General features: G+C 65.6%; 13 protein-coding genes. 6 read left to right on the top strand and 7 right to left on the bottom strand.

The annotated features are described in order from the left end of the window. Positions 1–164: 164 nt before the first annotated feature. From ACFQEV_RS09110 to ACFQEV_RS09125, 4 genes are all read left to right on the top strand, one after another. On the top strand, positions 165–938 hold the full coding sequence (locus ACFQEV_RS09110) for an IclR family transcriptional regulator (protein ID WP_379695084.1): 774 nt from the start codon (positions 165–167) through the stop codon (positions 936–938). A gap of 57 nt (positions 939–995) precedes the next feature. After that, positions 996–2,234, top strand: coding sequence for a mandelate racemase/muconate lactonizing enzyme family protein (locus ACFQEV_RS09115; RefSeq protein ID WP_379695086.1), 1,239 nt, complete (start codon positions 996–998; stop codon positions 2,232–2,234). 132 nt (positions 2,235–2,366) lie between these two features. Further along, positions 2,367–3,503 carry a mandelate racemase/muconate lactonizing enzyme family protein gene (locus ACFQEV_RS09120; RefSeq protein WP_379695088.1) on the top strand — a complete coding sequence of 379 codons (1,137 nt, stop codon included), beginning with the start codon at positions 2,367–2,369 and terminating at the stop codon, positions 3,501–3,503. A 48-nt stretch (positions 3,504–3,551) separates the two neighbouring features. Then, positions 3,552–4,010, top strand: a complete 459-nt coding sequence (locus tag ACFQEV_RS09125; protein ID WP_379695090.1) for a universal stress protein — start codon at positions 3,552–3,554, stop codon at positions 4,008–4,010. A 78-nt stretch (positions 4,011–4,088) separates the two neighbouring features. Here ACFQEV_RS09125 and xacF read toward each other — a convergent pair whose 3' ends face one another. Further along, positions 4,089–5,540 carry a 2,5-dioxovalerate dehydrogenase gene (gene xacF / locus ACFQEV_RS09130; RefSeq protein ID WP_379695092.1) on the bottom strand — a complete coding sequence of 484 codons (1,452 nt, stop codon included), beginning with the start codon at positions 5,538–5,540 and terminating at the stop codon, positions 4,089–4,091. A 121-nt stretch (positions 5,541–5,661) separates the two neighbouring features. Here xacF and ACFQEV_RS09135 point away from each other — a divergent pair, with 121 nt between their 5' ends. Next, on the top strand, positions 5,662–5,898 hold the full coding sequence (locus ACFQEV_RS09135; RefSeq protein WP_379695094.1) for a hypothetical protein: 237 nt from the start codon (positions 5,662–5,664) through the stop codon (positions 5,896–5,898). A 61-nt stretch (positions 5,899–5,959) separates the two neighbouring features. Here the strand turns inward: ACFQEV_RS09135 and ACFQEV_RS09140 are convergent, their stop codons facing one another. Next, complete coding sequence (locus ACFQEV_RS09140; protein ID WP_379695096.1) at positions 5,960–6,394, bottom strand: PPC domain-containing DNA-binding protein; 435 nt, start codon at positions 6,392–6,394, stop codon at positions 5,960–5,962. A gap of 152 nt (positions 6,395–6,546) precedes the next feature. Between ACFQEV_RS09140 and ACFQEV_RS09145 the strand changes: the two genes are divergently transcribed. Beyond that, positions 6,547–7,380: an SDR family NAD(P)-dependent oxidoreductase gene (locus ACFQEV_RS09145; protein WP_379695098.1), complete on the top strand. Its 834-nt coding sequence runs from the start codon at positions 6,547–6,549 to the stop codon at positions 7,378–7,380. An 80-nt stretch (positions 7,381–7,460) separates the two neighbouring features. Here the strand turns inward: ACFQEV_RS09145 and ACFQEV_RS09150 are convergent, their stop codons facing one another. The 5 genes from ACFQEV_RS09150 to ACFQEV_RS09170 form a co-directional block, all read right to left on the bottom strand. Next, positions 7,461–9,653, bottom strand: a complete 2,193-nt coding sequence (locus tag ACFQEV_RS09150) for an ABC transporter ATP-binding protein (protein WP_379695100.1) — start codon at positions 9,651–9,653, stop codon at positions 7,461–7,463. 3 nt (positions 9,654–9,656) lie between these two features. Continuing rightward, entirely contained in the window at positions 9,657–10,757 is a 1,101-nt protein-coding gene (locus tag ACFQEV_RS09155) for an ABC transporter permease (RefSeq protein ID WP_379695102.1), read from the bottom strand. A gap of 75 nt (positions 10,758–10,832) precedes the next feature. Continuing rightward, complete coding sequence (locus ACFQEV_RS09160; protein ID WP_379695239.1) at positions 10,833–11,828, bottom strand: ABC transporter permease; 996 nt, start codon at positions 11,826–11,828, stop codon at positions 10,833–10,835. Positions 11,829–12,044: 216 nt separating this feature from the next. Next, on the bottom strand, positions 12,045–12,242 hold the full coding sequence (locus ACFQEV_RS09165; protein ID WP_379695104.1) for a hypothetical protein: 198 nt from the start codon (positions 12,240–12,242) through the stop codon (positions 12,045–12,047). A 100-nt stretch (positions 12,243–12,342) separates the two neighbouring features. Next, positions 12,343–14,232, bottom strand: coding sequence for an ABC transporter substrate-binding protein (locus tag ACFQEV_RS09170; RefSeq protein WP_379695107.1), 1,890 nt, complete (start codon positions 14,230–14,232; stop codon positions 12,343–12,345). Between the last annotated feature and the right edge of the window lie 664 nt (positions 14,233–14,896).

Genomic DNA, 14,896 nt, shown 5'->3' on the forward strand with positions numbered 1-14,896 from the left:
CGAAAAGGCCGATCCCGGGTGATTTGCGGGGACCGCTCACCCGGTGCGGGCCTGGAACTGAAGGGGCGTACTCACCGCTGTTCGGTGCGTTGAACGGCATCGCCCGTGCGATTCGTTCCCGTTGCGAGAACATGTTTAAGTGGGGGGAGACGCACACCTATGGTATGACAAGCCAAGACATTGGCGAACAGCCGCGGACGATTCGCTCCGTGAAGATCGCCCTGAACATCGTCGACATCCTCCAACGGCGGGACGACGCCGGGGTGACGGAGCTGGCGAACGAGCTGGGTCACTCGAAGAGTACCGTCCACAGCCACCTCCGGACGCTCGAGGAACGCGAGATGATCGTCCGCGAGGGCGACGGGTACCGACTGAGCCTCCGGATTCTCGACATGGCGACCCACGTCCGCGACCAGATAGGGAACTACGACGTCATCGAGAACGAAGTCGAATCCCTGGCCGCGGAGACCGGGGAGATAGCGCAGTTCGGAATCGAGGAGTTCGGTCGCGTCTCGTACCTCTGCAAGGCGACGGGGAACCGGTCCGTCGAAACCGCCTCCCGCGTCGGCACTCAGCAGCCCATACACTCCACCTCGCTCGGGAAGTCCGTACTGGCGTACCTCCCGGAGGAGGAACGCGACGCCATCGTCGAGGGCGTCGACTTCGTTCGGATGACGCCCCACACGATCACGTCGCGGGCGGACTTCCTTGAAGAGTTAGAGGCGGTCAGAGAGCGCGGATACGCCCTCGACGACGAGGAGAACATCGAAGGGCTGCGCTGCGTGGCCGCGCCGGTCAGAGACGGGAACGAAGTTCTCGGCGCGATAAGCATCTCCGGCCCGTCGAGTCGGTTCACGAAAGACCGGCTCCACGGGGAACTCTCCGACCACGTTCAGCGCGCCGCCAACGTCATCGAACTGAACACGAAGTTCTCCTAGCGGATTCGACCGCGACGCGAGAATGATTTAATAGGCCGGTGTTCGCATACCTCGTGCATGGAGATATCCGACGTGAGAGGGTACGCCCTCTCCTCACCGATAGACCCGGCGCAGGACCGTCCGTTCTGCGGCGGGACCCGGCGATTGCACAAACGCGACGTCGTCCTCGTCGTCGTCGAGACGAAAGACGGGGTGCGGGGCGTCTCCACCGCCGGCGCGAGTAGTTCCGCGATGCGCGAGTACTTCGAGGGCGACTCGCAGGGCACGTTCGCCGACGTCGTCAACGGGGACGTCGCCGACGCACTCGAAGGTGAGCGCATCGACCGAATCGCGGACGCGCACGACCGAATCGCCGACGCCGGACTCCCCGGGCGTCTCCGGACGGAGGCCGTCTCGGCGATAGACGTCGCCCTCTACGACATCCGCGGGCGGGAACTCGGAGCGCCGGTGTACGAACTGCTCGCCGACGAGTACGGGAGCGACCCGACGACGGAGATTCCCCTGTACGCCAGCGCCGGGATGTACATGGAACCGGAGGGGTACGTCGAGCAGGCGGCGACCATCGAGGACCTCGGGTTCGTGGGCTACAAGTACCGTCCCGGTATCGGCCCCGACGGCGACCGGCGGACGGTCGAGTTACTCGCCGAAACGCTCGACGAGGCCGAGGTCATGCTCGACGTCCACACGTGGTGGAAGATACGCGACGCCTACGACGAGGACACCGTTCGCGAACTGGTCGAACACGCCGCAGAGTGCGGCGCGTACTGGATAGAGGAGCCGGTCGCGCCCGACGATTACGACGGGTACAGGTCGCTCGCGGAGACGGGCGCACCGCTCGCGGGCGGCGAGAGCGAGGAGTCGGCCGCGGGACTCGTCGAACTCGGACGCACGGGTGCGGTCGAGTATCTCCAAGGCGACGTGCGCCACCACGAGGGCTACACGGGGTGTCGAGAGGCCGTCGAGTTCTGTCGCGGGCGAGACGTGGAGTTCGTCCCCCACAACTTCGGGACGTGGCTCGGCCTCGCGGCGAACGCCCACCTCGTCGCCGCCGCGCCCGAGGTGGGACTCCTCGAATACCCGGTGTTCGAGAACGACCCCGCGCTCGACTCCGAGAGCGACCCCGGGATGTACCAGTTCGACCTGGCGTTCGACATCATCGAGGGGGAACCGGCGGTCGAGAACGGCGTATTGACCCTCTCGGACGACCCCGGACTCGGCGTCGAGGTGGACTTAGACATAGTCGAGCGGTACCCGTTCGTCGAGGGTCCGTGGACGGAGTTCCACTACGACGACTGAGAGTGGCCGACTGCGGCGCACCTGCACCGCCCTCGCACCGCGAACCGATTCGGAGCCGACGCCGGGTCGCCGCCGCGAACGGTCTCCGCTCTCGACCCAAGTTATAACTCGCCTCACTCTGAGTGAGAGGACATGGAAGTGACCGACGCAGAGACGATACCCGTCTCCTCGACGCTCCCCGAGGGCGAGGGGATGGGCGACGCGCGGGGGTTCGGACGGACGCGCGAGACGACGCTCCTCCGCATCGAAACCGACGACGGGACGGTCGGGTGGGGCGAGGCGTTCGCGCCCGGTCGCATCGTCGAGGCGACGTTCGACGAACTGTTCCGCGAGGACGTCGTCGGGATGGACCCCTTCGAGGTGGAGTCGCTGGCCGAACGCTCGTACACGGACCCGTACCACTTCGGCGGCGACGTGTTCGTCCAGAGCGTCCTGAGCGCGGTGGACGTGGCGTGTTGGGACGTCATCGGGAAGACGGTCGGCCGACCCGTCCACCGACTCCTCGGCGGCGAGACGCGCCGCACCCTGACGCCGTACGCGTCCACGATGTACTTCACGGAGCGGGACCGCCCCATCGCGGAACCGATAGAGCGAGCGGTCGACGAGGGGTTCGAGGCCGCGAAGATAAAAATCGGTGCGGGCGTCGAGAGCGACGTCGAACGGGTCCGAACGGCGCGCGAGATACTCGGCGACGACGCCGCGCTCATGGTCGATATCAACGGGAACTACCGGCCCGAGCAGGCCGTGAAGACGGCGAAGGCGATAGCGGAGTACGACATCACGTGGATCGAGGAGCCCGTCCCGCCGGAGAACGAGACGGGGTACCGGGACGTGAAGCGCCGAATCGACACGCCGATCGCCGCGGGGGAGGCACACTACGGGCGCTTCGAGTTCAAACGCCTCGTCGACGACCGGACCGTGGACATCGTGCAGCCGAATCTGGGGCGCTGCGGCGGACTCTCCGAGGCGCGGCGGATAGCGGACATGGCGACGACGGAGAACGTCGCCGTCCGTCCCCACATCTGGAACAGCGCGGTCGGGATGGCCGCCGCCGTCCAGTTCGCGGCCAGCGTCTCGACGTACCCCCACACGCGAAACGTCCCGGAACCGATGATGGTCGAGTTCGACCGCAGCGACAACCCCCTGCGGAGCGACCTGCTCGAAACCCCGTTCGACCCCTCCGGCGGCGTCCTCGACGTCCCGCAGGGGCCGGGCCTCGGCATCGAGATAGACCGCGACGCCCTCGAACGCTACCGAACCGACGCGTAGGGCGACCGGGGGACTATCTTTAACTGTCTCGCCGCGGTGACTGTGAGTATGCAACGCGGACTCGTGGTCGTAGACGATAGTAGTGCACACGGAACGCTCCTGAGAGAGGCGGCCGAGTGGGCGAGGGCGAACGGCGGAGAGTTGGTCTTGCTCTCCTATCTCACGCCGGAGGAGGTCGAAGAGAACCTCGACGCGGTCGAATCGATAGAGCGCATGGAGGGAGAGAAGTACAGCCAACCGAGCGCGCTGGACGCCGCGCGGAAGTTCGGTCGCGACTTCGTCGCCGAGACCGGCGGCGAGGGGGCCGTCGAGTACGAAATCAGCGCCGCGGTGATCGAGGAGGACGAACTCGGGGAGACGATACTCGAAACGGCGAGCGAGACGGACTGCGACCACGTGTTCATCGTCGGGCGGAAGCGCTCCCCGACCGGGAAAGCGCTGTTCGGCGACGTCACCCAACGCGTCATCCTCAACTTCGACGGGTTGGTGACGACGCTGATGGAGTGAGGCCGAAACGCAAGACGCCGGGTAAACTGGAGGCGACGCGGGAGGCGCGCCGTCGAGACTACGCGGGCGGACGAGGCGTCAGTAGTTCTCGTAGACCGTCTTCGTCGAGGTGAAGAAGTCGAGTCCGGCGTCGCCCTGCTCTCGGTACGTGTTCGTGGACGACTGCTTGTACCCGCCGAAGGGGACGTGCAGTTCGAGACCGGTCGTCTTCTCGTTGACCTTGGCGACGCCCGCCTCGACGTCCTCGACGAAGCGCTTCGCCTCGGTCATGTCCTGCGTGACGATGCTCGCCGAGAGGCCGTAGTCCACGTCGTTCGCGACTTCGACGCCCTCCTCGTAACCGGAGACCGGAATCACCGCGAGCACCGGTCCGAACACCTCCTCCTGCGCGATGCGCATCTCGGAGGTCACGTCCGAGAACACCGTCGGTTCGACGAAGTAGCCGTCGTCGTACCCGTCGCCGGTGAGGCGTTCGCCGCCGGTCTCCAGCGTCGCGCCGTCGGCGACGGCCACGTCGATGTACTCTAGCGTCCCGTCGAGTTCGCTCTCCGTGACGTGCGGGCCCATGTCGGCACCGGCGCTGCCGTCGCCGACGTCGAGCGACTCGGCGTAGTCGACGACAGCGTCAACGAACTCCTCGTAGATGTCCTCGTGGACGATGGCGCGGGAACAGGCGGTGCAGGCCTGGCCGGTGACGCCGAACGCTCCGGTCCCGACGATGTCGACCGCCGTCTCGAAGTCGCCGCTCGGCATCACGACGGTGGGGTTCTTCCCGCCCATCTCGCACTGGACGCGCTTGAGGCCGTCCGCCGCCTGTCGGGCGACGGTCGTCCCGACGGCCGTGCTGCCGGTGAACGACACCGCGTCGACGTCCTCGTGTCCGGCCAGCACCGACCCGACTTCGCTGCCCGGCCCGGTGACGTAGTTGGCGACGCCGGCCGGGAGGCCCGCCTCCTCGAGCGCTTCGAAGAGCGCGCGGGAGACGCCCGGCGCGGCCGACGCGGGCTTGAACGCGACGGTGTTACCCGTGGCGAGTGCGGGCGCGAGCTTCCACGCGGGAATGGCGATGGGGTAGTTCCACGGCGTGATGAGCGAGACGGTTCCGAGCGGTTCCGGCTTGGTGTACAGTTGTTTGTTCTCGGCGCTGGCGGATTTGACCGTGCCGCCGAGGTCGCGCGCCTTCTCCCCGTAGTACCGGAAGATGTCGATCGCGCGCTGTACTTCGCCGCCGGCCTCGGCGTGCGTCTTCCCCTCCTCGGCCGTGAGCAGTTCCGTCAGTTCGTCCGTCCGGGATTCGAGAACCGCGGACGTCTCGCTCAGCACCGCCCCTCGCTCCGGTGCGGGCGTCGATGCCCACTCGTCCTGCGCTTCGACCGCCGCTTCGATTGCGGCCTCGGCGTCTTCGCTCGCCGCCGATTGGTACGTCCCGACCACTTCGGTCGTGTCGGCCGGGTTCCGCACCTCGAACGTCTCGCCGGACTCCGACGCTATCCAGTCTCCGTCGATGTAGATATTGTACTCTGCGGACATGCGCGTCTATCTCTGTCCGTGCGAACCATACCAATGTTTTGGTGACGACGGCGACGGACCCGCGGTTCGGGGGCGACCGAACCCCAACCAATATATGCCGTCACTCCGTACCACACTAACAATGAGCTCAGTTAGTGACTCCGGCGAGTCCAACGGATGGGGTCGCCGACGGCACGGCGTAGTCGGGACGATTCGAAACTCGGTGACGCTCACCATCGCGGTGGTAGGGCTCCTCTTCATCCTCGGGGGGTACGCCATCAACACCGGAATCTGGGCGGCGATGCTGGCCGTCTGGGGGGCCGCGCTCTTCCTCTTCGGCGTCACCACGTACGGGATCATCTGGTGGCAGCGACGGTGACGCGCCGCCTCCGTCGCGTCCGGGGGACTCCCCCATCGCCCCGGGAAGTCTCGGTACCCGACTACCGGCGCTGAAGCTGCGAGATGTCGTGTTCTCCCGGTTCGCGGTGTAACGAGAGGTCGTCCAGCTTTCTGACGGTGAACTCGCCGAGGACGTTCACCTCGCACCCCTCTTCGAGGTGACCGCCGACCGTCCGTTCGCCGTTAAACGCGGTCACGTGGAGGTGCGGTTCGCCGTCGGCGACGATGCCGCCGACGTTCGTCACCTCCCACGACCCGTCGAGTCGCAGGTCGGCGTTCCGGTCGGCTTGGTCCTCCGGAAGGTCGGTCCGGTCGACGTAGTGGATGTTCAGGTTGCTGAACGTCCCGATGCCGGAGACGACGACGCCGGTATCGACGTCGTGGTCCTCGCAGGCGTCGGTGAGCGATTCGAGTGCCATGTCGCCGCGGTCGAGACGGACGAGTACGTGCCCGTCGTCGGATTCGAAGGTCTCCATTCCACGCTACCGTGCGACCCGGACGCGAATAAATCTTCACCCGGTCGGCGCGCCGCGCCGCGGAAACGGCGGACGCGACGGACGCAACGGACGCGACGGGGAGTCGGCCGCGCCGGCGAAGTACTATGTGGGACGCGAACGTCGTCACGCCCATGTCCGAACGACTCTCAGGGCGGGTAGCCGTCGTCACCGGCGGCGGGAACGGAATCGGCGCGGCGACGTGTCTGCGACTCGCGGAGGCCGGCGCATCGGTCGTCGCGGTTGACCGCGACGCGGAGGCCGCGGAGGCGACGGCGGAGGACGTCGAAACCGAGACGGGACGGCGCGCCGTCGCCGTCGCCGCGGACGTCGGCGAGGAGGCGCAGGTGAGGCGGATGGCCGAAACCGTCGACGCGGAGTTCGGCGGCGCGGACGTCCTCGTGAACAACGCCGCCGTCCGCGTCGAACCGCGCCCGGTGACGGAGGCCGACGAGGAGAGTTGGGACCGAATCGTCTCGGTGAACCTGAAGGGCGTCGCGTTCTGCTCGAAGCACGTCATCCCCCTCATGCGCGACGGCGGGGCCGTCGTCAACATTGCCTCGAACGGCGCCGCCGTCGCGCGTCCGAACTGGTCGCAGTACGACGCGACGAAGGGGGCGGTGGTCTCGATGACGAAGGACATGGCGTGCGACCACGCCGCCGACGGTATCAGGGTCAACGCCGTCTCCCCCGGCTGGGTCATCACGGAGTATCACCTCCCCGACGACGAGGACGAGGCGCGGCGCTTCTTCGAGGAGCGAACGACGCCGCACCCGGACGGTCCCGGCGTACTCAAGCGTGCGGCCGAACCGCGGGAAGTCGCCGACGTCATCTGCTTTCTCGCGTCCGAGGAAGCGTCGTTCGTCACCGGGGCGAACGTCCCCGTAGACGGCGGCGTCGCGGCCGTCGGCAAGGGGTTCTCGTGGGAGGCGTACGAGGAGTCGGCGACGGGCGACGACGCGGACTGAGGCGCCGACCCCGCCGATATCGGAATTACGCGTCCGCGAGGAGAGGACGGCGGCGAGTTATCCGCCGAGAGACGCCGCGACTAGTCGCTCTGGCTGTCCATCTCGTCCGTGATGGGTTCGCTGTGCCAGTACTCGTGGTTGTCGAGGGCGCGGAAGCAGGCCGCGCGGTGACTCTCCTCGTCCGACGCCTCGTAGGAGCCGGGTCGCTCGGACCGACAGACCTCCCGCGCCTCGGGACAGCGCGTGTGGTAGCGGCACCCGCTCGGGGGGTTCGTCGGGTCGGGGATGTCGATTTCGCGGATGGGCGAGTCGTCCACCTCGTCGGCCGACCCGTCGTGGTGGAGTTCGGGCGTCGCCCAGCGGAGCGCCTTCGTGTACGGGTGCTGGGGGTCGTGGATTATCTGCTCGGGCGGGCCGATTTCGACGAGCTCGCCGAGGTAGACGACGCCGATGCGACCGCCGGTCTTCTCGGCGATGTACCGCGCGTTCGCCAGGTCGTGACTGATGAACAGGTACGACGTGTCGAACATCTCCTGCAGCTGTATCATCAGGTCCATCATCTCGACGCGGAGCGACACGTCGAGCGCGCTCACCGGTTCGTCGGCGAGGATGAGGTCGGGGTTCATCAGCATCGCGCGGATGATGGCGACGCGTTGCTGTTCGCCCCCGCTCAGTTGGTGCGGGTAGCGCTCGAAGTAGTCCTCCGGCGGCGACATGCCCACGTGGTCGAGGAGGCCGAGGATGCGCTGCTTCCGGTCGTTTCCGTCCAGGTCGTCGTGCCACCGCTTGAGCGGTTCTTCGAGGCTCGTCTTGACGCGCCGGTGCGGGTTGAGCGAGCTACCGGGGTCCTGGTGGACTATCTGGAGCGACCGGCGTATCTCGCCCCACGACACGTCATGATTCCCGTTTCCGTCGTGGACGTCCCAGATGTCCGCGCCGCGGTACTTGATGCTCCCGCCGGTCGGTCGCTGGAGTCCGACGGCCGTCTTCCCGAGCGTCGTCTTCCCGCACCCCGACTCGCCGACGAGGACGACGGCGTCCTTCTCGTAGATGTCGAGCGAGATGCCGTCAACCGCTTTGACGGTTTCGGGGTCCGAGAAGATGTCGAAGAAGCCCTTCTCCTTCTCGAAGTGGACCTCCACATCGTCCAGCGACACCAGCGGTTCCGCTCCCGCGGCCCGCGTCGCCTTCGTCAGCGGCGCGACCGAACTCTCGGCGAACCCCTCGTCGGTCTGTTCGGTCATCGGAATCGCGTCCGCCGACTCCTCCCAGTGGTGGCAGTGGACGTGGTGGTCGTCGTCCACCGGGTACGGGCCGGGGTCGGTCGTCTCGCAGGTCCCGTCGGAGAGCGGACAGCGCGGGTGGAAGGAGCACCCGGCCGGGACGTTCACCGGGTCGGGAGCGCTCCCCTCGACCGGCCGCATCTCGTCGATGGACGACTCCAAGTTCGGCGTCGATTTCAGCAACAGCCGCGTGTACGGGTGCGCCGGGAACTCCAGAATCTCCTCGGTCGGTCCCAACTCGGCGATTTCGAACGCGTACAGGACCGCTATGCGGTCCGTCAGGTCCGCGATGAGCGGCAGGTCGTGCGTGATGAACACGATGGTCAGGTCGTACTCCGTCTGGATCTGCTGCAGGAGCGAGATGATAGAGCGCTGCATCAGGAGGTCCAGCGCCGCCGTCGGCTCGTCCATCACCAGCACCTCGGGTTCGAGGATGAGCGACAGGGCGATGAGCGCTCGCTGTTTCATCCCGCCGGACAGTTCGTGCGGGTAGGAGTCGAGCACCCGTTCGGGGTCGAGGTACAGGTCGCTGAGCAACCGATGTGCGCGCTCCACCCCCTCTTCGACGTTGTAGTCGTGCGCGGTCAGCGTCTCGACGAAGTGGGTTCGTATCTTCCGGACGGGGTTGAACGAGCTCATCGCGCCCTGGAACACCATCGACACCTCCTCCCAGCGGAACTCCTTGAGCCCCTGTTTGTCGAGGTCCAGAACGTCCACCGGCGCGCCGTCGTTCGGGTAGTAGGTGACGTCGCCCGTGAGGACGCCGGGGTCGACGATGGCGTCCAACAGGGCGGACGCGAGCATCGACTTCCCGGACCCCGACTCGCCGACGACGCCGAGGACCTCGTTGCGCCGGACGTCCAAATCGACGCTGTCGAGCACGCGCGAGTCGCCCCGTTCCATGTCGAACGAGACGGACGCGTCCTCTATCTCGATGATCGTCTCTCGGTGCAGCGTATCGCGGTCGTACTCCGTCTGTGAAACCGTCATGGATTAGATTCCTCCTCCGCCCATGTTCGCTAAGTTGGGCCTCTTTCCGTCGTCCTCTTCGTCTTCGTCCGCCGCGCCGGAGACGCTCTCGTGGCGCGCCCGGACGCGGGGGTTGAACACCCGGTCGAGCGACTGGCCGAGCAGTATCAGCCCGACCGAGATGAACACGATGGCGACCATCGGCACGACGAACCAGTGCAGGGCCTGCGGCCGGTAGTGCGCTCCCCCCCTGTACGCCAGGTTGAGCGTCACCCCCCAGTTGAGGTTCCTGAACGGGAGGACGCCGAGGTAGTACAGCGCGGCCGCCTCGAAGATGACCCGCCGAGCGGCGTTGGTCAGGTTGATGACGACGAACGGCATCAGGTGCGGCACGATCTCCTTGAACACTATCTTCGGCGTCGGGACGCCGATGGCGCGCGCGGCCTCAACGAACGACTCCTGCCGGAGCGTCAGCACCTGCGACCGAATCGCCCTCGCCAGCCCGCCCCACGACGCGACGCAGAGCAGAATCCCGATGATGTACGGGTTGCCGCTGATGGGCAGAAGCAACGCCAGCACCATCACCAGCGGGAAGCCGGGGATGTTGATGAACACGTCGGTGATGGAGCTCAGCACCGTGTCGGTCGTGCCGCCCTTGTACCCGGCGAGAGCGCCGACCGTCGTCCCGACGACCACGGTGAAGATGGCGCCGGACGCGATCATCTTCAGCATCTCTTGGGTCGCGTGGACGGTCTGGGCGAACAGGTCGCGGCCCATGTCGTCCGTCCCCAGCGGATACGCCCAGTTCTCGAACGGTTGCGCGAGGGCCGGCCCTTCGGCGACGACGACCGGTTCCACCACCGCCGTCCCGACGGTACCCATCAGCACGTAGATGAGGACGATGGTGAACCCGATGCGGGCCCGCCAATCGCGCCAGACGATGGAGAGGGGCGCGTACACGTACGCGTCGTACAGTTTCTCGTAGCGCTCGCGGCGCGTCTCGTCGTACTGCGAGACGACGTCGAACGGCGAGTTGACGTTGCCGCCGTCGGTTCGCGCCGCGCCGTCGGATTCGCTCGACTGTTCGTCTTCGTTCCAGATGTCGTCGATAGTGTGATCGGTCATCGTTGTATCCCCTTCTTCTCGGGCAGACGGTTCACGCGTCCCGCCGACGGGTTCCGCGGGCGGCCGCCCGAACGCTCAGTACGATTCACTGTTCTGTCCTCCCGCGCGCGGGTCCACGAGCCCGTACGTCATGTCGGCGATGAACAGTGCGGTCACGACGGCGACGGTGATGAGGACGAACCCCCCCATCATCAGCGGGTAGTCCCGCTGGTACATCGCCGACAGCAGGTAGTAGCCGAGTCCGCGGTACTGGAACACCTGCTCCAGCACGACCGACCCGCCGAACATTTCGCCGATGCTGATGAGGAACGACGTGTACATCGGCAGGACGGCGTTTCGCGCGACGTACTGCGTCGAAATCGTCACGTCGGAGAGCCCTCGGAGGCGGGCGACGCGGAGGTAGTCCGAACCGAGGACGCGGATGCTGTTCCCGCGCATACCGAGCGACGCGACGCCCGACGCGACGAGCATCGAGACGACGGGAAGCGTGGCGTGCTCGACGATTCCCTTGATGAACGGCCAGTTGAACCCGGCCGGGACGCCAGTCGGCGCGCGACCGCTCGTCGGGAACCAGTTCAGCCGGTACGCGAGGAATATCAGGAGGAGGAACGCCAGCACGTAGTACGGGATAGACCCCATCAGGATGGCCCACGAGGTGAGGCCGACGTCCAGCTTTCCGCCCTCCCAGTACGCCATCAGGGCCCCGACGACGATCCCGATGAAGAAGCTGATGAAGAGCGACCAGCTGAGAACGAACAGCGTCCACGGCATGGCCTGCGCGAGAATCTCGGCCACCGGTTGCGCGTAGTACGTCGATTGACCCAAGTTCCCCGAGAGTATGTCCATCACGTAATCGACGTATGCGACTGGAATCGGTTCCGTCGGATCGACGCCCAACCGAAGCTCGACGAGCTGTCGGGCGCGAACCGGGTCTACCCCTTGTTGTTCTAGCTGTCTGACCATCGCTCCCATCGGGTTCCCGGGCATCAGTCGCACCAGGACGAACGAGAGGGTCGTGACAGCCCACACTGTAAAGACAGTTTGTCCCAACCGCCGTACACGCCAGTCCATTGAGGCCATGGTATGCTTACGCATAGGGTTGATTTACCATCCTAATTAATGTTACCCATCGTTCGGGTACGACCGGTCGAATACCTAACTAGAGGCGAGTCGGCGGCGCGAACGGGCGGACGGAACCGCGGAGTCCGGGGAGTCCTCTCGTTCGCATCGTCGCTATCGCCGAGCGTCCGGAGAGCGCCGTCGAGCCCGCCCGTCGGGGAGAACCCGTCACTCGAAGGGGTCCCACTCGGTGTATATCAGCACGACGCTCGCGAGGAAGGTGAGGACTATCGGGATGAGGGTGAGCTGAGCCATGACGTACGACCGAGAACCGGGGTCGAGGTAGAGGAACGAGAACCCCAACAGGAGCAAGAAGAGCACGTCGATGCCGAGCACCGTCCGGGAGGCGGATTGTAGTATCCCCATACGCCAAGGAACGGTCCGAACGTAATAAACGTTCAGCACGTTTCGGGGCGTTCGACGCGACGCCGAACGGGCCGGACGGCGGACGACAGAGGCTGACCGCTCAGTCGCCCACGTAGCGGAGCGACCCGTCTTTCATCTTCGGCGCGATGTAGAGCGCGTCGTCGACGCCGTTCAGGATGCCGTCCCTGACGTCCATCTCCCAGTTCGCGGAGTTGTACGCGCCGGCGTCCGGTTGGTACATCATCTCCGCTTCGGGGAGCGTCTGGTTCCACCACCACATCAGCTCCTTGTGGTACTTGGAGTCGCCCGTCTGCTGCCACTTTTTGATGTGCTCTTCGACGTTGATGGTCTTCGTCCCGCTACCGCCCTCGGGGTCGCCGACCGGCATCGGGACCTCCCGTTCGGGCTTGTAGTGGGTTATCGACTGGACCCAGTCCGCGATGAGGCCGATCGACCAGAGCGCCGTGACGCCGTTCGCGGAGGATCCGTCGGGCATGATGTCGTACTCGCCGTTCATCCGCCGTTCGTCGAACGTCGCGTCGTCGACCTGCTGTTGTCTCACCTCGATGCCGAACTCGGTGAGGTTCCGCTTTAGCACCGAGATATCGGGGCGGTCCGCGCCGTTCATGATGTTGAGGGTGAACTTCTTGCCGTCGGGCGTCATCCACGTTCCGTTCTCCTTCGAGTACCCCTCCTGTTCGAGGAGCTCCGTGGCGCGTTCGGTGTTGTTCTGGCCGTACAGCGTGAAGTCCTTGACCCACTCGGTGGACTCGTGGTTGCCCGCTTTGAGCACCTTGCCGGGGACGCGGCAGGGGGCCCACTCGAACATCCGGTTGACGCCTTGAAGCAGCGATTTGACCTGCTGGCGGTTGAAGACGTGAGCGACGGCCTTCCGGACGTTGGGGCTCTTGAACGGCGTGTCGTAGCCCTCGACGTTGTGCCCGCAGTTGAACGCGAAGAGCTTGTTGCTCGAACGGCCCTCGCGGAACAGTTTGTGACCCTTCGGCAGTTGCTTCTTCAGGTCGTCCTGAACCGGGAAGCCCTTGTGGGCGGCGTCAACCTGCCCCGTCGAGTACGGCTGGGTGGGCTTGTTGGTGGAGAACAGGTTGAGGGAGAACTCCTCGAAGTTGATGTTGTCCGAGTGCGGGTGGTCCTCGTACTTCGTCATCACGACGATGTCGTCGCCGACCTCGGAGATCTGGAACGGTCCGTGTCCGATGGGATTGTCGGTGATCTTCGGGTACTTCGTCGTCGTTATCTCCTCGATGACGGTCGACTTCTCGTCCTCCGACCCGTTCATCAGCTTGTCGTGCCACTCGCTCCACTGGTCGTCGTCGTGTTTGGTGAACACGCCGCGGGCGAGGTTGCCGTTGTAGATGCCGATGGTGTTCTGGACGGCGAATATCTCCGACAGCGGGTCGTTCAGCTTGATCCGGATGTGCTGGTCGTCCACCGCCTCGACGGAGTTGACGAGCGGGTCCGACTCCCCCTCGCCGGCGGCTTGGATGGCCAGTTCGATCTGCTGTTGCATCACCCAGTCCTGGGCGACGAACTGATCGCCGTTGTGCCACGTCCACTTGTCGCTTATCGTGACCTCCAGCGTGGTCTCGTCGCTCATCTTCCACGACTCGGCCATGAGCGGGTAGGCCTCGTTCTTCGTCGGACTGTACACGGCGAGGCGGTCGAAGACCGCAGCGCCCGGGTGCCAACAGCCCGTCTGGGAGGGGTTCCACGGATTGAAGTGCCGTTCGGTCGGCGTCGCCCCGCTCGTCAGCGGGTCGAACACCCGGAAGCGCTTCCCCGACGACTGACCGGTCCCGGCCTCGTTCCCGGCGGCCGTGCCGCCGCCGCCGCCACCGCCTCCGCCGGGCGCGGGAGTCGTGTTCTGGTTGGAACAACCGGCGAGCAGCGCCGCACCGCCGACTGTCCCCATCTTCAGAAAGCTCCGTCTACTGCTCATATCGCTCCGCCAGTCACTAGAGTCTGGCATGGTATGACAATGCGAGTTGTCCCATAAATATCTAACTATTGTTAATGCTATTGGGAGATGTGGAGCCGAAACCCGCCTTACCGCCTCCGAGAGCGACTTTCGTCCGACGCGAGGCGGAGTCGTTCGCTCCACCGGGGACTTCCGCCGTGCGCCTCCCTGCGTGCGTCGCGTCGGACGCGGGCGGTGATCATCGTCTCGTCGTCTTACCGCCCGGACCGTCTCGTTTCGAGCAGTCGCACTCGGGGAGGCTCAACGCCCCGTTTAGTACGGTGGCCATACCTTTCAGGTGGAGATTGTTCGGTAGAGGGGAACAGACGGGGCCGATGCTCCGGTGCCGGTAGCGATGCTATAACATATGGTAACGAACATCACGCGAGGCGGCGCGGACGGGCGAGACGTTACAGGCATACTGCTGTGAGGGCGAGGAGCAGTCGAAACTGCCGAGACGGAGGTCCCGAAACACGGGTGTCGGTAACGCATACCGGTGTTATGGGAGGCCGACAACCGGCAACTACAGTCCAGATATCTTCCACCTGAGGCTCTGACAAACCCGTGTTCGGCAGAGAGAAACGCGACGTACGTCTCCGAATCGGCGAGAGCGGTTCGAACACGGAACCGCACCCTCCGTCCATCGATTCCGTGGCGTTCGGCGGAAGAACGCGTC

Origin of the sequence: Halopelagius fulvigenes (genome assembly GCF_042662625.1) — an archaeon.
GTDB classification, from domain to species: domain Archaea; phylum Halobacteriota; class Halobacteria; order Halobacteriales; family Haloferacaceae; genus Halopelagius; species Halopelagius fulvigenes.